Genomic DNA, 18392 nt, shown 5'->3' with positions numbered 1-18392 from the left:
CCGCGCCCGCGCACTCTGCGCCGCGCCACGCGGCATCGGTGACCGCCGGCGTCCGTCACGGCTCGCTCGGCTAGAACCGCAGCCTGGGAACGCAGACCCGATCCGGGTCTTCTCCCGCCTGTTCTGTCGCGTCCCACCCTCTGATCCCCTCGGATCATGGATCCCCGCCTCCGGCCTCCGCATTCCGCGGCTCCACAGGCGCTGCTCTCGTCCGCACCCGTCGCGGCCGACGACTCGGTCCTGACGTGGTGCTTCCGCACCCCATCCATCCCTTTCGAAGGAACCATCGTGAACATCACGCTGTCACGCAGCACCACCCATCCGCCCGATACCGAGGACCGCGAGGTCCTCCAGATCCCCCGCGACGACGAGCTGCGTCAGCTCGGCATCGCGGACCGCCTCTCGCTCCGGATCGGCCTCTGGCTGTTCCAGCGGGCGCAGCGGCCCCGGCGTCCGCGCCGGTCGTGGACCGTCGATCCCGGCGACCTGTTCCTCGTCGGAGAGCAGCGTCACCGCTCGGCTGCGGAGGCGCACGCCCTCCTCATGCACGACATGCAGCGCGGAATGCGCTGACAGACGATGACGACCGCATCGACGCCGACCCGGCGTCCGTCCGTACAGCTGCGGACGGACGCCGGGTCACCCGGCACCTCCTCCTCCCTCCGACACGAAGGACCCGACATGACGACCGCCGCACTGACGATCACGCCGCTGATCGTCCCGGCCACCCTCGCCGATGCGAACGCCGCGGACTTCCGCGCCTACGGCGCCCTCAATCGACAGATCTGCGACGAGCAGGTCGGCCTCCCCGACCTCGCCCCGGACGCCGCGCAGATGCTGCCGAACTGGCAGGACGACTCCGATGCGCTGGACCTCGGATTCGTGGCGCGCGAGGGGGACGACATCATCGGCATGGTGACGGTGTCCTTCGCACAGGAGGAGGACGCGCACGCCGCCGAGCTCGACCTCCTCGTCCCGGCCGCCCACACCGGGCGTGGTGTCGAGGACGCGCTGCTCGACCGCGCCGAGACCGAGGCCAGGGAGCGCGGCCGGAGCGTCCTGCAGATCTGGACCCTCCACCGCCCCGAGGAGGCCGACCGCATGCTCCAACCGCGCACGGGATGGGGGCGCATCCCGGCGACAGCGCTGAGCGACGTGGTCGAAGCCCGCGGCTTCACGCTGGAGCAGGTGGAGCGCAACAGCGAGCTCGACCTGCGTGCCGACCCGGAGCCCCTGCGCCGCGCGTTGGGCGCGGCGCTCACGGCGGCGGGTCCGGACTACCGCGTGGTCGAGTGGGAGCTGCCCACCCCGCCGGAGTTCCGCGACGGATACGCCGCGGTGCTCGCCCGACTGTCGACCGACGCCCCCAGTGGCGACATGGACTTCGTCGCCGAGGTCTACGACGCCGATCGGGTCGTCCGCCGCGATGCTCGTCTCACGGGCGCCGGCCAGACGGTGTCCGTGGTCGCCGTGGAGCATGTCCCGTCCGGCACCCTCGTCGCGTACAACGAGCTGCTGATCGGTGCGGAGAAGACCGGGACCACCCACCAGTTCGGGACGCTGGTCGCCAAGGACCACCGCGGCCATCGCCTCGGAACGATCGTGAAGTGCGCCAACCTCCTGCGGTGGCGGGAGCTCGTCCCGGATTCGGACGTGGTCTCCACGTTCAACGCGGAGGAGAACCGGCCGATGCTCGACATCAACGAGGCGATCGGCTTCGTCCCCGTGTCGTACGCGGGCGCGTGGCAGAAGAAGATCTGAGGACGAGCGGTAGCCGTCATCCTCTCGGATGACGGCTACCGCTCAGCTTCATCCGCCTGACCGACGACACCGGCACAGGTCTCCGGCGAGGCTGGGAACATGAACACTCCCGTGATCGAAGCCCACGCCCTCGTGAAGACCTACGGCGTCACACACGCCCTCGCCGGAGTCGACCTCACCGTGCACCGCGGCGAGTCCGTCGCCATCATGGGAGCGTCGGGGTCGGGCAAGACCACGCTCCTGCACGTGCTGGCGGGCATCACCGCCCCGGACAGCGGGCGCGTGGTCTTCCACCCGTCCACCGGAACGCCCATCGAGGTGACCGCGCTCGGCGAGGCGGCGCGCTCCCGGCTGCGTCGCGAGCGATTCGGGTTCGTCTTCCAGCAGGGACTGCTGATCCCCGAGCTGACGGCAGTGGAGAACGTCGCCCTCGCCTCGATGATCAACGGTGTCGCGAAGAAGGACGCACTCCCCCACGCGGCGTCGTGGCTCGCGGCACTGGGTCTCGGCGGCATGGAGGAACGGCGCATCGGCGAGCTGTCGGGAGGACAGGCTCAGCGCGTGGCCATCGCCAGAGCCCAGGCCACGGGTGCGGACCTCGTCTTCGCCGACGAGCCGACCGGCGCCCTGGACTCGCACACCTCCGCCGAGGTCATGGACGCGCTCCTGTGGTCCACGACCGGACAGGGCCGCACCCTCATCGTCGTCACGCACGACGTCGACGTCGCCGCCCGCTGCACCCGCACGGTCGCTGTCCGGGACGGCCGCATCCTCGGTTCGGCGGTGAACGCGTGAACCTCTCCGTCCTCGGCCTGCTCCTGCGTCCCGCTCCCGGACAGCGGAGCGTCCTCGCGCTCCCGATCGTCGCCTTCGCGGTGGTCACGACCCTCGTCCTCACCGTCGTCGGCGGGGCCCAGGCCTTCTGGACCTGGACCGACGACGAGGCCGTCCTGTACCAGGCGCTCGCCGCCATCGCCCTGGTCCTCCTGGTCGTGCCGCTGGCCTCGCTCGGCGGCGCCGCCGCCCGCTTGTCCGCCCGACGCCGCGACGAACGTCTCTCCACTCTGCGTCTGCTCGGGGTGACACCGGGCGGGGTGACGACGGCGACCGTCGTCGAGTCCGTCCTCGTCGCCGCCACCGGCGCGATCATCGGTGTCGGCGGCCATCTGGCCCTGAGCCCGCTCATCGGTCTGATCCCGTTCCGTGGCGAGCCGCTCGGCCTGCCTGCGGTCGTGCTCCCTCCGGTGATGATCGCCGCTGTCGTGGCCGGCGTGCTCGTGCTCGCCGCCGGAAGTGCCGTCGTGGGGCTGCGCCGCGTCGTCATCTCGCCACTCGGAGTGCGAACGCGCACGGCGCCGACGAACGTGCACTGGGTCCGGGCCGTCATCGCGGTGGTGGGCATCGCCTTCGCGTTCGTGCTCGTCAAGGTCTTCCCGATGATCGGCGGTATCGTGGCGACGATCGCGGTGCTCGCGGCGACGTTCGCGCTCGCCCTCACGGTCTTGAACGTGCTCGGCCCGTGGGTGCTGAAGGTGTCGGCGGGACGTCAGCTTCGGCGGGCGGAGCGTCCCGAGCGGCTGCTGGCCGCACGCCTCGTGCTCGACGCTCCGAAGGCAGCCTGGCGTCAGGTCGGCGGGATCGCGATGGCGAGCTTCATGGCCGTCTTCGCCGGCACCGGCGTCGCCCTCCTCGACACGATCGGGGCCGGTGACGATCCCTCCAGCATCGCGCTCGCGGAGGACATCCGGACCGGGCTCATCATCACCCTCGTCGGCTCGTTCCTCATGGTGGCCGCTTCCGTCGGTGTGAATCAGGCCTCGGATGTGCTCGACAAGAGCGACCTGCACCGGAGCCTGCACCACCTGGGTATGCCCGTCGAGACCGTGGACCGCGCGCGCCGTCGCGCGATCATGTCGCCGCTGCTCGTCACGGCGGTGGGATCCGCGCTGTGCGCTGCGGTGCTCGTGTTCCCGCTGGTGGGGATCGCGCTGATCGTCGCGCCCCTCTCGCTGATGACGATCGCGACCGTCGTCGCCGTCGGCATCGGAGTCGTGTGGGCGAGCACCTGGGCGACCCGTCCGCTGCTGGATCGTGCTTTCGCTCCGGCGTGAGGCGGTGGCGGGCCGGGTGCGAGCCTCTCCAGGAGGCGTCAACACCCCGACGAACTCGGTCGGTCAACGACGATGCGGGGCTGCGGGTGACGAGTGTCACCTTTGCCGAGCATGCATTCGACCGATCAAGCGACCTGCAGCCGGCTATCGCCGGCGACGTACTCGACGACGAGGTCTCCTCCGACAGCTTCCATGTACTTCCGGACCGTGCCGATGCGCGCACTGTCGAGATCGCCGTTTTCGATCTTCGAGACCTGACGCTGACCAACGCCGATGCGCTCGGCGAGCTGAGCTTGGCTGAGTCCGAGGCGCTCACGTAGTTCACGCAGTCGGTACGCGCGCACCTCGCCCAGCATCCGCTCCTTATGCGCGTCGACACGTGTACGGTTCGCAGGACGCCTCTCGAGCAGCCGCTCCGGGGTGAGAGCCATCATGATCACTTCCTCTTAACCTTGTCGTTCTCTGTCTTCGTCTTCATCCGGGCCAGATGCTCGGCGAATCGAGCGTCTGCGATCGGGATGTTCTCCCGGTACCACTTCTTCCAGTTGCCGGCGTTGTCACCGGCGACCAACATGATCGCCTGCCGCTGGGGATCGAAGGCGAACAGCACCCGAAGTTCCGAATTGCCGGACGAGCCTGGGCGAAGCTCCTTCATGTTCTTGTACGAAGACCCCTTCACCGTGTCGACGAGGGGGCGTCCCAGCTGGGGACCGTGTTCTTGGAGGAGCTCGATGGCAGCGATGACCTGATCGTAGGTGTCGTCATCCAGGTTCATCACCCAATCCTCGATCAACCCAAGATCGACGGTCCACATGCTCCACAGTCTAGACCCTGCATGGTCTATCGGCAACGGGAAGTCACCGCGCATCGGCCCGGGTCAGCGCCTCCGCTGGCAGCGCGGGCAGAAGTGCGAGGAGCGGTTCATGAAGGCGGCACGGGTGATCGGCGTGCCGCAGCGCGGGCAGGGCTTCCCGCCACGACCGTAGGCGTTCAGGGAGTGTGCGAAGTAGCCGGCCTGCCCGTTGACGTTGACGTACTGGGCGTCGAAGCTCGTGCCGCCCTCGGCGAGAGCCTTCTGCAGGACCGATCGCACCTCCGCGAGCAGGCGATTCACGGCCCGGGTCGGCAGAGCATCGGCCGGTGTTGCCGGATGGATGCGGGCCGCCCACAGCGACTCGTCGGCGTAGATGTTGCCGATGCCGCTCACGACACCCTGGTCGAGCAGCACTCGCTTGATCGCGCTGTGCCGCCGGGCGAGAGCGGCCCGGAAGACCGCGTCGTCGAAGAACGGGTCGAGCGGGTCGCGTGCGATGTGCGCGACCTGTGTCGGGATGCGGGAGGGGCCGTCGGGGACGAGGGCATCGACGGCCAGCGATCCGAAGGTGCGCTGATCGGCGAACACGATCGCGAGCTCGCCGTGTCGCGGGTGCTCGATGCTCAGACGGATCCGCTCGTGCCGCTCGGATGGAGCGTCCGGCGCGCGGAGCAGCATCTGGCCGCTCATGCCCAGATGCGCGATCAGAGCGGAGTCGTCGGAATCGAGCGGCAACCAGAGGAACTTGCCCCGCCGCGCGGCCGCGGTGAATCGGCGACCCTCCAGACGCTGGACGAAGTCCACGGCTCCGGCGGTATGCCGAGTGAGAGCGCGTTCGTCGAACACGCTGACGCCGGTGATGACCGCGTCCACGGCAGCCGGTGCGAGGCCCGAGCGGACGACCTCGACCTCGGGGAGCTCAGGCACGTTCGCTGAGGGTGCGCCAGGCGCTGAGTGCCGCCGCCATCTCCGCCGTCTTCTTGCTGCTGCCGGCACCCGTCATGCGAACGTCGCCGACGGCCACGGTCGCGGTGAAGCGCCGGTCGTGGTCGGGGCCGCTGGCCTCGACCGAGTACTGCGGCGGCGTGGCGCCGAGGCGTGCCGCGAGCTCCTGCAGGCTGGTCTTCGGGTCCATCGCCGCGCCGTACCGCTCGGGGTCGGCGAGCAACGGCTCGGTCAGACGCAGGACGAGCGCCGTCGCGGCCTCGGGCCCGGCGGACAGGTAGGTGGCGCCGATGACGGCCTCCATGGTGTCCGCGAGGATCGAGTCCTTGTCGCGACCACCGGTCTGCTCCTCACCGCGTCCGAGCAGCAGGTGACTGCCCAGATCGATGCCGCGAGCGACCTCCGCCAGGGCGACCGTCGACACGACGCTCGCCCGACGCTTCGCCAGCTCCCCCTCGTCGAGCTCGGGGTGCCGTGTGAACAGCATGACCGTGACGGCCTGCCCCAGCACCGAGTCGCCGAGGAACTCGAGACGCTCGTTGTGCGGGATGCCGCCGTGCTCGTACGCGTAGGAGCGGTGGGTGAGGGCCAACTCCAGAAGCTCCGCGTCGATATCGACGCGGAGCTTGTCTGGGAGAGGCCTCGTCCCCCCGGGGACCTCCGTCACGGTTCGCGACTCAGACGTCGGCGACCTTGCGGCCCTTGTACTCGAGGAAGAGCTCGGTGCCCTGCGAGTCGGTGACGACCTTCGCCTGGTGCGGACGGCTGTAGACGACCTTGCCGTTCTCGATGGTCTTGACGAGCGCGGGGGCCTCCGCCTTCCACTGCGCGCGGCGCGAGCGGGTGTTCGAACGGGAGACCTTGCGCTTCGGGGGGTTACCAGCCATGACTAGCTCTCTTCTTTCTCGGCGGCACCGCGTTCTGCGGTGCCGTCCTGGTCTGTGATCTGCTGGAGCGCGCTCCACCGAGGATCGATGGGAGCGGCCTGCTCCGTTCCGGTGCTCTCGGTCAGCCTCTCGCCTGTGACCGGGTCGAGCCCGAGGCAATCCGGCTGACACACCGGCTGAAAAGGAAGGGCCAAAACGGCCGCATCCCTGACGAGAGTTTCAAGATCCACGTGGTCGTCTTGAACCTCGAAGTCAGTTTCTTCCTGACCAGGATACGCGAAAAGCTCCTGGAACTCGACTTCGACGGGCCGGGCGATGTCGGTGAGGCATCGACCGCACACGCCGACGTACTCGCTCTCCGCCTCTCCGGTGACGAGGATGCCCTCGTGGACGGACTCCAGGCGCACGTCGAGATCGAGCTCCGAGCCCGCTTCGAAGGAGACGATGCCCTCCCCCCACTGCTCCGTCAGGGGCACCGAGAAGGAGTGCTCGCGCATCTCCCCCGGGCGCCGGACGATGTCACGGACGGGGAGGACGAAAGGGCTGTTGAGTCGGGAACGCACCCCGCCATGCTACCCGGGTCACCGGAGAGGAGGGCCGGGAGACAGCCGGGAGCGGGACGCGGATCAGATCCCGCGCGCGCCGGTGTCGAGGAACGAGGCGACCGCCGGCGGCACGAACGGCGACACGTCTCCACCGAGGCTCGCGACCTGGCGCACCAGGGAGCTCGAGACCATCGCATGCGCGGGGTCGGGGAGCAGGAAGACGGTCTCGATGTCGGCGAGGTGCCGGTTGACGATCGCCATCGGCGACTCGTACGCCACGTCGACCTGCGAGCGGATCCCCTTCACGAGCACGCCGGCGTTCACATCGCGCGCGTAGTCGACGAGCAGACCCATGCTCCAGGACCCGATGACGATGTCGCCCGCCATGCCGTCCTCGGCGATCGAGCGCTCCAGGAGTGCCAGCCGCTGCGCGATCGGCAGCATCGCCTCTTTGCCCGGGTTGTGCACGACGAGCACGTGCAGCTCGTCGTAGAGGGCGGCCGCACGCCGGATCACGTCGAGGTGACCCAGGGTCGGCGGATCGAAGGAACCCGGGACGACGGCGATCCGGCTGCTCATGGCATCCAGCCTAGGGCACCCGGAACGGCGATCAGTTCTTCGCGAGCGCCGCGCGATCCTCGTCGGTGACGCGCCGGCCGATCGCCTCCCGGAGCCCGGGATGCGCCGCCAGCTCGGGGTCGATGGCGAGGATGTCCTCCGCGAGCTCGCGAGCCCGGGTGATGAGGGCGGCGTCCTTGACGACGCGCAGCAGCTTGAGGGACGACCGCACGCCGGCCTGTGCCGCGCCCAGCACGTCGCCTTCGCCGCGCAGCTCGAGGTCGACCTCGGCAAGCGCGAAGCCGTCGAGCGTGGCGGCGACCGCATCGACCCGCTCGCGGGCCACGGATCCCGCCTCAGCCTCGGTGACGAGAAGACAGAGTCCCGGAACCCCTCCTCGGCCCACCCGACCGCGGAGCTGGTGCAGCTGGGAGACCCCGAAGCGGTCCGCGTCCAGCACGATCATCGTCGAGGCGTTGGGGACGTCCACGCCCACCTCGATCACGGTCGTCGCGAGGAGGAGGTCGATCTCCCCGCGGGCGAAGGCCTGCATGACGGCGTCCTTCTCCTCGGAGGGCATCTTCCCGTGGAGCACCGCCCGCCGGAGCCCGCCGAGGGTCGGATGGGTGGCCAAGGCCTCGTCGAGCTGGACCACGCCCCAGCGGGGGCCCTTGCCGCCCTCGGGGGCGAGGAGCGCCTGCTCCCCCGCCTCGGCCGTCTTCGCCGCGGTGTCGATGGCCGCGCAGACGGCGAACACCTGCCGGCCCTGCGCGATCTCCTCCGCTGCCCGTTCCCACACCCGGTTGAACCAGCCGGGATGCTCGGCCAACGGCGCGACGTACGACTCGATGCCGGCGCGGCCGGCCGGCATCGTGCGGATGACCGAGGTGTCGAGGTCGCCGAAGACCGTCATCGCGACCGTCCGCGGGATGGGTGTCGCGGTGAGGACGAGCGCATGCGGGCTGGATCCCTTCGCACGCAGCGCCTCCCGCTGCTCGACCCCGAACCGATGCTGCTCGTCGACCACGACCAGCCCGAGGTCGGCGAACGTGGTCTTCTCCCCGAGGAGCGCATGGGTGCCGACCACGATCAGCGCCTGGCCGGAGGCGACGCGCAGCGCGGCCTTGCGACGGTCGGCAGCCGGCATCTGCCCGGTGAGCAGGGTCGGCATCAGCAGGGGGGCGAGCTGCGGACCGAGCATCTTCGTGATCGAACGCAGATGCTGCCCCGCGAGGACCTCCGTCGGCGCGATCAGGGCCGCCTGTCCCCCGCTCTCGGCGACCTGCAGCATCGCCCGCAGGGCCACCAGCGTCTTTCCCGAACCGACCTCGCCCTGCACCAGTCGGTTCATCGGCCAGGAGCCGACGAGGTCGTCTGCGATCTGTGCACCGACCGTCTCCTGGTCGGGCGTGAGCGTATAGGGCAGGGCGGCGTCGAAGCGTTCCAGGAGGCCGCCTGGGGTCGCCGGCCGCGAGGTGGCGGCCAGAGCCCGCACCGCGTCGCGCTGCTGGAGCAGGGCCGTCTGCAGGGTCAGCGCCTCGTGCATGCGCAATGTGCGCACCGCGGGATCGATGTCGTTGCGGGAGCGCGGGCGATGGATCGCCTCCAGCGCCTCCCGGGCCGTCAGCAGCTCCTCGCGGGTGCGGATCTCCGGCGTCAGCGGGTCCGGCACTGTCGGGAGGTCGTCCAGGACACGACCGACGAGCCGGGCGATCTGCCACGTCTGGATCGCGGAGGTGGCCGGGTAGATCGGGATCGGCACGGCCGCCCTGGCATCGGCACGCCGCCGCGCCGCATCCTCGTCGTCGAACAGTTCGTACTCCGGGTGGGCGAACTGGGTCATCCCGTTGAACTCGCCGACCTTGCCGGAGAACACGCCACGGCGTCCGACCGCCAGATCCTTGGAGCGCCATTCCGCTGCGCCGACGTTCTTCGCGAAGAAGGTCAGCGACATGCGCCCGACGCCGTCGCCGATGACGACGTCGACCATGGCTCCCGGCCGGTTGCGCATCCGACGGAAGCTCGACGAGAGGACCTCCGCCACGATGGTGACGGTCTCCCCGATGGGGAGGTCGCGGATGGGGGTGAGCTCGCCGGGGTCGGCGTACCGACGCGGATAGTGCGCGAGCAGGTCGCCGACGGTCTTCATGCCGAAGGCGCGGTCGAGCGTCTTGGCCGACGCCGCACCGAGGGCCTCCTCCAGCGAGGATTCGAGCGTGAGCGACATGCTCCGAGTCTAGGGAACCGCACGGACACGACCGCCCGCGCCCTGTCGTATCGTGAACGGGTGACGAGGATCATCGCCGGAACGGCACGCGGCACCCGGCTCGACGTCCCCGGTGCCGGGACACGGCCGACGAGCGATCGCGTGCGCGAGTCGCTGTTCGGCGCCCTGGAGTCGCTCGACGCGATCGCGGGTGCCAGGGTGCTCGACCTCTACGCGGGCTCCGGCGCGCTCGGGCTCGAGGCCCTGAGCCGCGGCGCCCGAAGCGCCGACCTCGTGGAGCGCAACCGGCAGGCGGCAGCCGTCGTACGCCGCAACGTCGCGGCAGTGACGAAGGCGTCCGGCGCCGCGTCCGCGCAGGTCCAGGAGGCGACCGTCCGGGCGTTCCTCGGCCGAGCGTCCGGGTCGTACGACCTCGTGTTCACGGATCCGCCGTACGACATCGACGACGAGGCGATGGACGGTGACCTGGCCGCCCTCGCTCCACTGCTCAGCGACGACGCCGTCGTGGTCGTCGAGCGTGCCCGCCGTTCCCCGACCCCCGACTTCACGGCGGCCGGGCTCCGCGTGTTCCGGGAGAAGACCTACGGCGACACCACCCTCTGGTGGGCCGAGCCGGACCGCGACGAGCCGGCGTCCGCAGCCGTTCAGCCGGAGACGGAGTCCCAGTCCCGGTAGGGATCCCAGCCGCTGACATCCACAGGACGGTCGTCGCAGAGCAGGTCCTCGTCGCCGCGCGACCGCACGACACCGATCGCGCGGAACCCCGGCGGCAGCACGCCGTCCGGGAACGTCGCGAGCAGTGCATGGTCCTCACCGCCCGCGAGCGCCCGCTCCGGGTTCGCGCCGAGCGCCGCGCCGTCCAGCGCGAGGGTGACGCCGGAGGCCTCCGCAAGGCGACGCGCATCGAGGGCGAGGCCGTCCGAGACGTCCATCATCGCGGTCGCGCCGGCGGCCGCCGCGGCGACGCCGAGGCCGATGGGCGGGGATGGTCGCAGCTGCGCGGCGACCGCGGCGCTCTCCCCTGCCGCGAGGGCCGCAGGATCGACCGGCACCGGCGTCTCGCCGTCCCGGAAGCGTCCGAACAGCACCGCCAGTCCGTGCGCGGCATGGCCCAGCTCCCCCGCCACGGCGACGACGTCGCCCGGTCGCGCCCCCGCCCTGGTCACCGGCGGGCGGCCTTCGAGGTCGCCCAGTGCCGTCACGGCGACCGTGAGCACCTCGGACACCGTGAGGTCGCCGCCGACGACCGCGCACCCGGGGGCCAGCGCCGTGCAGGCCTCGCGGAAGCCGTCAGCCAGGCGCTCCACGAAGGACAACCGGAGTTCACGCGGCACGGCGAGAGCCACGAGAAGGGCGGTGGGACGCGCGCCCATGGCGGCGATGTCGGCGAGGTTGACCGCCGCCGCCTTCCACCCGAGGTCGTAGCCGCTCGTCCAGGCGAGGCGGAAGTCCGGCCCGTGCACGAGGGTGTCGGTCGTCGCGACGACGGAGGCGGAGGGAGCCGCGATGACGGCGGCGTCGTCACCCGGCCCGAGGAGCGTGTGCGCGCCGGGCGCGGTGCGCTGGAGGATGGCGCGGAGGATGCGGCCCTCCGAGAGATCTCCCAGGCGCGGATCGTCGGAGTCGGGTCGGGAGGGCATGTCGTCAAAGGTAGCCTGGATGCATGCTTCGTTCCCGCCGCCTCGCTGCCGTCGCGGGGTCGATCGCCCTCGCCGCCGGACTCGCCGGATGCTCCACCACCGTGCACCTCGAGCCCGCGGAGGACGCGAACGACCCGGCCTGCGCGAACGTCTCCGTGCTCCTGCCGGACACCGTCGGCGGCTACGAGCGGGTGTGGACCGACGCGCAGGCGACAGGCGCGTGGGGCGATCCCACGGTCGTCCTGCGTTGCGGCGTGGAGCCCCCCGCCCCGTCCGATCTCGTCTGCACCACCCTCGGTGGCGTCGACTGGTTGGTCCTGGAGCAGGAAGACGAGCGCCAGCGCCTCGTCACCTACGGGCGGGAGCCGGCCATCGAGGTCATCATCCGCCGCGGCGAGCAGGTCGACTTCCAGTCGATCGTCGACAGCCTCTCGTCGAACATCCAGTCCGGACTCGCACCGGCCACCGCGCAGTGCACGGACCGGGTGGAGTTCCCCGCGAGCTGAGCGCCCGCAGGGAATGCCGATGTCAGCGGCGCAGACCCGCCTCGACCAGTTCGGTGATGAGATCGCCGTAGCTCAGCCCTGACGCGACCCAGCACTTCGGGAACATCGAGATGGGCGTGAATCCGGGCATGGTGTTGAGCTCGTTGACGACGAGCTCGCCGTCCGCGGTGAGGAACATGTCGACGCGGGCGAGGCCACGACCGTCCACCGCCTGGAAGGCACGCACGCCGGCTTCCTGGACAGCCGCCACCTCCGCCTCGCTCAGCTCCGCGGGGCACACCACATCGACGCCGTCGCCACCGAGGTACTTGCCCTCGAAGTCGTAGAAGCCGCGGTCGGTCAGCACGATCTCCCCCGGAAGGGAGGCGCGGACGCCGTCGGCGGTCTCCAGGACCGCGACCTCGATCTCCCTCCCGGTGATCCCGGCCTCGATGAGGACCTTGTCGTCCTCGGCGAAGGCGATGGCGAGGGCGGCATCGAGCTCCTCCGGAGCCGTGACCTTCGAGACGCCGACGCTCGATCCGGCGCGCGCCGGCTTGACGAAGACGGGCAGGCCGAGCTCGACGGCACGGCGGCGCACGACCGCAGGGTCGACGTCCCACTCGCGGCGGCGCACGGTCACGCCCGGTGCCACCGAGATGCCGGCGGCCCGCAGCACGATCTTCATGAAGTGCTTGTCCATGCACAGCGCCGAGTCGAGCACGCCGCCGCCGGCATAGGGGACCTCGAGCGTGTCGAAGTAGCCCTGGATGGTGCCGTCCTCGCCGTGGGGTCCGTGCAGGATCGGCAGGACCACGTCGATCTCGCCCAGCCCCTCGGTCGCGCCGCCGGGGTGCACGACGCGCAGAGTGCGGTCGCCGCCGGGCTCCGGCCAGAGCACCCGGGTGCCGTTGTCCACGACCTCGGGCAGGTGCGCGGCGTCCAGCGGGAACTTCGCCGGGTCGTCGTCCTCCAGGACGAAGGCGCCCTCGCGGGTGATCCCCACCGGGATCACGGCATACCGGTCACGATCGATCGCGCCCAGCACTCCCCCCGCCGTTGCGGAACTGATCGAATGCTCGCTGGAGCGCCCTCCGAAGAGCACCACCACCGTCTGCTTGTCCATGGTTGGTCCTCTCCCCCTGCGGGGTGTCGTCGTCCGTCGTCAGATGCGGGGCGATGTCCCGGGGATCCATCTTGCCGTCGAGCACCATCTTCACCTGCTCCACGATCGGCATGTGCACATCGGCTTCGCGGGCGAGCTGCAGCACGGGGGCGACCGAGGCCAGACCCTCCGCGGTCTGCTGCATCTGCTTCACCACATCCTGGAAGCTGTATCCCTGTCCGAGCAGCCGCCCGGCGGTGTTGTTGCGGCTCAGCGGCGACTGACACGTCGCGATGAGGTCGCCGAGGCCCGCCAGTCCCTGCAGGGTCTCCGGCTGGGCACCGTTCGCCACCGCGAAGTCGGTCATCTCGACGAGGCCGCGGGTGATGATCGAGGCCTTCGTGTTCTCGCCGTAGCCCACGCCGTCGACGATCCCGATGGCGACGGCGATGAGGTTCTTGAGCACCCCGCCGAACTCCGTGCCGATGACGTCGGTGTTCACGAACGTGCGGAAGTAGGAGTTGCGTGCGGCGCGGGCCACGACGTCCGCCGTCTCCTGGCTGCGCGACGAGATCACGGCCGCGGTCGGCTGCTCCCGCGCGATCTCCAGCGCGAGGTTGGGACCGGAGGCGACGGCGACCCGGTCGGGATCGCACTGCAGCTCCTGCTGGATCACCTGGCTCATGCGCAGTCCGGTGCCACGCTCGACGCCCTTCATGAGGCTGACGATCTTCGCGTCGCCCGAAGCGATCAGCGGGCGCAGCGCCTTGAGGTTCTCCCGCAGCGACTGACTCGGCACGGACAGGTAGACCTGGTCGACGCCCTCGAGGGCGATGGCCAGCTCATGCGTGGCCGCCATCGTGCGGGGCAGGTTGATGCCGGGCAGGTAGCGCGAGTTGCGCTTCGCCTCATGGATCTCGTGCGCCAGCTCCGCACGGCGCGCCCACATCGTCACGTGGGCGCCGCCGTCGGCGAGGATCTTGCCGAACGTGGTGCCCCAGCTGCCGGCGCCGATCACGGCGACGCGGGGTCCGGCCGGCGCGGTTCTCTTAGGGGTCAAGGCGTCCGGTCTCCTTCTGGCCGTGGCTCGCCGGATTCCAGCGCTCCGCGGGGGCCTTCTCGCCGCGCACCTGCTCCAGCAGCGCGGTGATCGCGTTCATGAGGCGGTTGGTGGCCTCCGTCAGCGCCGCCGGCTCGCCGGCGCGACCGCGGAGGTCGGACACGTCGACGGGGTCGCCGATGATCACGGTGACGGGCTTGCGGAGTGGCCAGAGGCTGAGCCCCTTCTGGTAGCGGCCCATGATCGCCTGCGTGCCCCACTGTGCCATGGGGATGAGCGGGATGCCGTCGGCGAGGGCGAGCCGCACCGCTCCCGACTTGCCGCGCATCGGCCACATGTCGGGGTCTCGGGTGAGCGTGCCCTCCGGGTACACGATGACACCGCGACCGTGCTCCACGAGAGCCGCCGACTGGGTCATCGTCTGCTTCGCGGAGGACGCCGAGGACGTGCGCGCGACCGGGATCATCCCCGTCTTGCGCAGGAACCACCCGAGGACGGGCACCCGGAAGAGGCTCTCCTTGGCCATGAACCTCGGCGCGCGCCCGATCCGCCAGACCGCCATGGCGACGATCAGCGGATCGAACTCCGAGTAGTGGTTCGGCGCGAGGACGAATGAGCCCTCGCGCGGCAGCTTCTCCGCACCGACGATCCGGATCTTCGCGATCAGCGACACCACCGGGACGACGATCGCCGCGAGCGGCCAGAAGACGCTCGGACGCGTCTTCTCCGGAGACCGGGACGCCATCGGGCTCACCGGATGACGTCGAAGTCGGCGCCGAGCGCGTCGAGCTTGGCGAGGAACTTCTCGTATCCGCGGCTCAGGATGTCGACCCCCGACACCTTCGACTCGCCCGTGGCCGTCAGCGCCGCGATCACGTGGCTGTAGCCGCCGCGCAGATCGGGGACGACGATGTCGGAGCCGTGGAGCGGCGTCGGGCCCGTGATGACGGCGGCCTGCTCCAGGTCACGACGCGGCACGCGCCGCGGGCCGTCCTGCAGTCCGCGCGGGTGCACGACGATGTCGGCGCCCATCTTGACGAGCGCCTCGGTGAAGCCCATGCGGTTCTCGTACACGGTCTCGTGCACGACGGAGCGGCCGTGCGCCTGGGTGAGCGCGACCACGAGCGGCTGCTGCCAGTCGGTCATGAAGCCGGGGTGCACGTCGGTCTCGATCACGACCGGCTTGATGTCGCCGTCGCGACGGAAGAGGATGCCGTCCTCCTGGATGTCGAACCAGCCGCCCGCCTTCCGGAAGACGTTGAGGAAGGTGAGCATCTCCTGCTGCTTCGCGCCGCCGACGAAGATCTCGCCGTCGGTGGCCAGAGCGGCCGAAGCCCACGAGGCCGCCTCGTTGCGATCGAAGATCGACCGGTGGTCGTAGCCGCGGAGCTTCTCGACGCCCTCGATGAGGATGACGCGGTTGGGCTCGTAGGAGATGATCGCGCCCATCTTCTGCAGGACGGCGATGAGGTCCATGATCTCGGGCTCGATCGCCGCGTTGCGCAGCTCGGTGATGCCCTCCGCCCGTACAGCGGTGAGGAGCACCTGCTCCGTGGCGCCGACGCTCGGGTACGGGAGGTGGATGTTGGCACCGTGCAGACGGGCCCCGCCGGTCGAGAGGCGGATGCCGCTGGGGAGCTTCTCGACGATCGCGCCGAACTTCCGCAGCGCGTCCAGGTGGAAGTCGATCGGCCGGTCGCCGATGCGGCAGCCGCCGAGGTCGGGGATGAACGCCTGGCCCAGGCGGTGCAGGAGCGGACCGCAGAACAGGATCGGGATCCGGGAGGCGCCCGCATGCGCGTCGATCTCCTCGAAGTGGGCCGACTCGACGTCGCTGGGGTCGAACACCAGGGAGCCGGGCTCGTCACCCTCCGACACGCGGACGCCGTGCACCTCGAGCAGCGAGCGCACCACGGCGACGTCGCTGATGGCCGGCACGTCGCGCAGGACGCTCGTGGTCTCCCCGAGCAGAGACGCGACCATCGCCTTGGTGGCGAGGTTCTTCGCGCCCTTGACGTCGACGCGTCCGCGCAGCGGACGGCCTCCGCGGATGGCGAGGACGTCTCCGGTCAGCGCGGGGACGTCGTCGGAGAGAGCGTCGCGCACGGGTGTCGTCATTCGGGGCCTCACTTCATTCATCGGGGGCGGGGTTACCCCTGGCTCCCCCGCCCCCTCCGTCTCACTGGACGGGAAGGGTCCGCGGCCGCCACGACTCGCGACGGGCCTCGAACTGCGCGATCTTGTCTTCGTTGCGCAGCGTGAGCCCGATGTCATCGAGCCCTTCGAGGAGCCGCCATCTAGTGTAATCGTCGATCCCGATGTCGGCCTGGAAGCCGGCCTCCGCGCCCCCGGTCGGGTCGCCGATGGAGGCGGTGCGCGCCTCGAGGTCGACCGTCATCCGCGCGCCGGGATCGGCGTCCATGACGGCCCAGAACCGCTCCAGATCCGCCTCCGCGATGGTCGCGGCGAGGAGTCCCTGCTTGCCCGCGTTCCCGCGGAAGATGTCGGCGAAGCGGGGGCTCAGCACGACCTTGAAGCCGAAGTCGCGGAGCGCCCACACGGCGTGCTCACGGCTGGAACCCGTACCGAAATCGGGTCCGGCGACGAGGACGGACGCCCCCTGGTACGGCGCCTGGTTGAGCACGAACCCGGGGTCCTGCCGCCAGCCGTGGAACAGCGCGTCCTCGAAGCCGGTCTTGGTTACGCGCTTGAGGAACACCGCAGGGATGATCTGGTCGGTGTCGACGTTCGACCGCTTCAGCGGCGCGGCGATGCCCGTGTGGGTGATGAACTTCTCCATGGTCAGGCCTCCAGGTCGCTCGGGCTGGACAGGGTGCCGCGGATGGCGGTCGCCGCCGCGACGAGCGGGGACACGAGGTGCGTGCGGCCCCCCTTGCCCTGGCGTCCTTCGAAGTTGCGGTTCGAGGTGGACGCGCAGCGCTCCCCCGGGGCGAGCTGATCGGGGTTCATGCCCAGGCACATCGAGCACCCCGCGAAGCGCCACTCCGCCCCGAAGTCCTTGATGACCCGGTCCAGGCCCTCGGCCTCGGCCTCCAGTCGCACGCGGGCTGAGCCGGGAACGACCATCACCCGCACACCGTCGGCCTTCTTCTTGCCCTGGATGATGGAGGCGAAGGCGCGGAGGTCCTCGATGCGGCTGTTCGTGCACGAGCCCATGAACACCGCGTCGACCGGGACCTCCTTGAGGGGCGTACCCGGCGTCAGGTCCATGTACTCCAGCGCACGCTCGGCGGCTGCCCGCTCGTTGGGGTCGGCGATCTCCGCGGGGTTCGGCACCGCGGCGGAGAGCGAGCTGCCCTGCCCGGGGTTCGTTCCCCACGTCACGAACGGCTCCAGCTCGTCGGCGTCGATGAAGACCTCGGCGTCGAAGGTGGCACCTTCATCGGTCGGCAGGGTGCGCCAGTAGGCGACCGCGTCGTCCCAGTCCTGCCCCTTCGGCGCGTGCGGACGCCCCTCGAGGTAGGCGAAGGTCGTCTCGTCCGGAGCCACCATGCCCGCGCGGGCCCCCGCCTCGATCGACATGTTGCAGATCGTCATGCGGCCCTCCATGGAGAGCGCGCGGATCGCGCTGCCGCGGTACTCGAGCACGTAGCCCTGACCGCCGCCGGTCCCGATCTTGGCGATCACGGCGAGGATGATGTCCTTCGCGGTGACGCCGGGACGCAGCGTGCCCTCGACGGTGATCGCCATCGTCTTGAACGGCTTCAACGGCAGGGTCTGGGTCGCCATGACGTGCTCGACCTCGCTGGTGCCGATGCCGAACGCCATCGCGCCGAACGCGCCGTGTGTCGAGGTGTGCGAGTCGCCGCAGACCACGGTGATCCCGGGCATGGTGAGGCCGAGCTGCGGGCCGACGACGTGCACGATGCCCTGCTCCGCGTCCCCCAGCGAGTGCAGGCGCACGCCGAACTCGGCGGCGTTGCGGCGCAGCGTCTCGATCTGCGTGCGGCTGGTGAGATCGGCGATGGGCTTGTCGATCTCCCACGTCGGCGTGTTGTGGTCCTCCGTGGCGATCGTCAGGTCGAGCCGGCGGAGCGGCCGCCCCTCGCTGCGGAGGCCGTCGAAGGCCTGCGGGCTGGTGACCTCGTGCACGAGATGCAGGTCGATGTAGATGAGGTCGGGCTGGCCGTCCTCGCCCTTGACGACGAGGTGGTCGTCCCAGACCTTCTCGGCGAGCGTCCTGGGGCGTGCGTAATCCGCACCGGCGGTGGTGGTCATGGCGTGTCTCCTGTG

General features: G+C 70.4%; 21 protein-coding genes. 6 read left to right on the top strand and 15 right to left on the bottom strand.

Annotated features, from left to right (window positions below; translation table 11 throughout):
• Nucleotides 1–288: 288 nt before the first annotated feature.
• From RI211_RS07875 to RI211_RS07860, 4 genes are all read left to right on the top strand, one after another.
• Entirely contained in the window at nt 289–573 is a 285-nt protein-coding gene (locus RI211_RS07875; RefSeq protein WP_187663970.1) for a hypothetical protein, read from the top strand.
• A 108-nt stretch (nt 574–681) separates the two neighbouring features.
• On the top strand, nt 682–1761 hold the full coding sequence (locus RI211_RS07870; RefSeq protein ID WP_187663969.1) for a GNAT family N-acetyltransferase: 1080 nt from the start codon (nt 682–684) through the stop codon (nt 1759–1761).
• A 99-nt stretch (nt 1762–1860) separates the two neighbouring features.
• Nucleotides 1861–2556, top strand: coding sequence for an ABC transporter ATP-binding protein (locus tag RI211_RS07865; protein ID WP_315636934.1), 696 nt, complete (start codon nt 1861–1863; stop codon nt 2554–2556).
• The gene (locus RI211_RS07860; RefSeq protein WP_187663967.1) at nt 2553–3872 is read left to right on the top strand and encodes an FtsX-like permease family protein; all 1320 of its coding nucleotides are present in this window, start codon (nt 2553–2555) and stop codon (nt 3870–3872) included. The genes RI211_RS07865 and RI211_RS07860 overlap by 4 nt, the downstream gene beginning before the upstream one ends.
• 125 nt (nt 3873–3997) lie before the next feature.
• Here the strand turns inward: RI211_RS07860 and RI211_RS07855 are convergent, their stop codons facing one another.
• From RI211_RS07855 to RI211_RS07820, 8 genes are all read right to left on the bottom strand, one after another.
• Nucleotides 3998–4306 (bottom strand): type II toxin-antitoxin system RelB family anti-toxin, encoded by a 309-nt coding sequence (locus RI211_RS07855; protein ID WP_315636935.1) that lies wholly within the window; start codon nt 4304–4306, stop codon nt 3998–4000.
• A gap of 2 nt (nt 4307–4308) precedes the next feature.
• Nucleotides 4309–4686: a type II toxin-antitoxin system RelE/ParE family toxin gene (locus RI211_RS07850; RefSeq protein WP_315636936.1), complete on the bottom strand. Its 378-nt coding sequence runs from the start codon at nt 4684–4686 to the stop codon at nt 4309–4311.
• 63 nt (nt 4687–4749) lie between these two features.
• Nucleotides 4750–5613 (bottom strand): bifunctional DNA-formamidopyrimidine glycosylase/DNA-(apurinic or apyrimidinic site) lyase, encoded by an 864-nt coding sequence (gene mutM / locus RI211_RS07845; protein ID WP_315636937.1) that lies wholly within the window; start codon nt 5611–5613, stop codon nt 4750–4752.
• Nucleotides 5606–6298: a ribonuclease III gene (rnc, locus tag RI211_RS07840; RefSeq protein ID WP_060923098.1), complete on the bottom strand. Its 693-nt coding sequence runs from the start codon at nt 6296–6298 to the stop codon at nt 5606–5608. The genes mutM and rnc overlap by 8 nt, the downstream gene beginning before the upstream one ends.
• A gap of 10 nt (nt 6299–6308) precedes the next feature.
• Nucleotides 6309–6518, bottom strand: a complete 210-nt coding sequence (gene rpmF, locus RI211_RS07835; RefSeq protein WP_013586329.1) for a 50S ribosomal protein L32 — start codon at nt 6516–6518, stop codon at nt 6309–6311.
• A gap of 2 nt (nt 6519–6520) precedes the next feature.
• Nucleotides 6521–7015, bottom strand: a complete 495-nt coding sequence (locus tag RI211_RS07830) for a YceD family protein (protein WP_315636938.1) — start codon at nt 7013–7015, stop codon at nt 6521–6523.
• 129 nt (nt 7016–7144) lie between these two features.
• The gene (gene coaD / locus RI211_RS07825) at nt 7145–7642 is read right to left on the bottom strand and encodes a pantetheine-phosphate adenylyltransferase (RefSeq protein ID WP_187663965.1); all 498 of its coding nucleotides are present in this window, start codon (nt 7640–7642) and stop codon (nt 7145–7147) included.
• 31 nt (nt 7643–7673) lie between these two features.
• Nucleotides 7674–9848, bottom strand: coding sequence for an ATP-dependent DNA helicase RecG (locus RI211_RS07820; protein ID WP_187663964.1), 2175 nt, complete (start codon nt 9846–9848; stop codon nt 7674–7676).
• A gap of 60 nt (nt 9849–9908) precedes the next feature.
• Between RI211_RS07820 and rsmD the strand changes: the two genes are divergently transcribed.
• Nucleotides 9909–10523, top strand: coding sequence for a 16S rRNA (guanine(966)-N(2))-methyltransferase RsmD (gene rsmD, locus RI211_RS07815; RefSeq protein ID WP_268776386.1), 615 nt, complete (start codon nt 9909–9911; stop codon nt 10521–10523).
• Here the strand turns inward: rsmD and thiL are convergent.
• Nucleotides 10493–11488 carry a thiamine-phosphate kinase gene (gene thiL / locus RI211_RS07810; RefSeq protein WP_315636939.1) on the bottom strand — a complete coding sequence of 332 codons (996 nt, stop codon included), beginning with the start codon at nt 11486–11488 and terminating at the stop codon, nt 10493–10495. The genes rsmD and thiL overlap by 31 nt on opposite strands.
• A gap of 23 nt (nt 11489–11511) precedes the next feature.
• On the opposite strand from thiL, the gene RI211_RS07805 reads away from it, so the two are divergent.
• Nucleotides 11512–11994, top strand: coding sequence for a DUF3515 family protein (locus tag RI211_RS07805; RefSeq protein WP_187663961.1), 483 nt, complete (start codon nt 11512–11514; stop codon nt 11992–11994).
• A gap of 22 nt (nt 11995–12016) precedes the next feature.
• Here the strand turns inward: RI211_RS07805 and RI211_RS07800 are convergent, their stop codons facing one another.
• The 6 genes from RI211_RS07800 to leuC form a co-directional block, all read right to left on the bottom strand.
• Nucleotides 12017–13099: a D-alanine--D-alanine ligase family protein gene (locus RI211_RS07800; RefSeq protein ID WP_315636940.1), complete on the bottom strand. Its 1083-nt coding sequence runs from the start codon at nt 13097–13099 to the stop codon at nt 12017–12019.
• A complete protein-coding gene (locus RI211_RS07795) occupies nt 12999–14138 on the bottom strand; it encodes an NAD(P)H-dependent glycerol-3-phosphate dehydrogenase (protein ID WP_315636941.1) in 1140 nt (379 codons plus the stop codon). Before RI211_RS07795 ends, RI211_RS07800 begins: the two co-directional genes overlap by 101 nt.
• Entirely contained in the window at nt 14128–14883 is a 756-nt protein-coding gene (locus tag RI211_RS07790) for a lysophospholipid acyltransferase family protein (protein ID WP_315636942.1), read from the bottom strand. Before RI211_RS07790 ends, RI211_RS07795 begins: the two co-directional genes overlap by 11 nt.
• Before the next feature lie 5 nt (nt 14884–14888).
• Complete coding sequence (gene murA, locus RI211_RS07785; RefSeq protein ID WP_315636943.1) at nt 14889–16256, bottom strand: UDP-N-acetylglucosamine 1-carboxyvinyltransferase; 1368 nt, start codon at nt 16254–16256, stop codon at nt 14889–14891.
• 61 nt (nt 16257–16317) lie between these two features.
• Nucleotides 16318–16938 carry a 3-isopropylmalate dehydratase small subunit gene (gene leuD, locus RI211_RS07780; RefSeq protein WP_315636944.1) on the bottom strand — a complete coding sequence of 207 codons (621 nt, stop codon included), beginning with the start codon at nt 16936–16938 and terminating at the stop codon, nt 16318–16320.
• 2 nt (nt 16939–16940) lie between these two features.
• Nucleotides 16941–18377 carry a 3-isopropylmalate dehydratase large subunit gene (gene leuC / locus RI211_RS07775; protein ID WP_315636945.1) on the bottom strand — a complete coding sequence of 479 codons (1437 nt, stop codon included), beginning with the start codon at nt 18375–18377 and terminating at the stop codon, nt 16941–16943.
• Nucleotides 18378–18392 lie beyond the last annotated feature (15 nt).

The organism is Microbacterium meiriae (assembly GCF_032364335.1).
Lineage (GTDB): Bacteria > Actinomycetota > Actinomycetes > Actinomycetales > Microbacteriaceae > Microbacterium > Microbacterium meiriae.
This window is presented reverse-complemented; position numbering and strand designations above follow the sequence as displayed.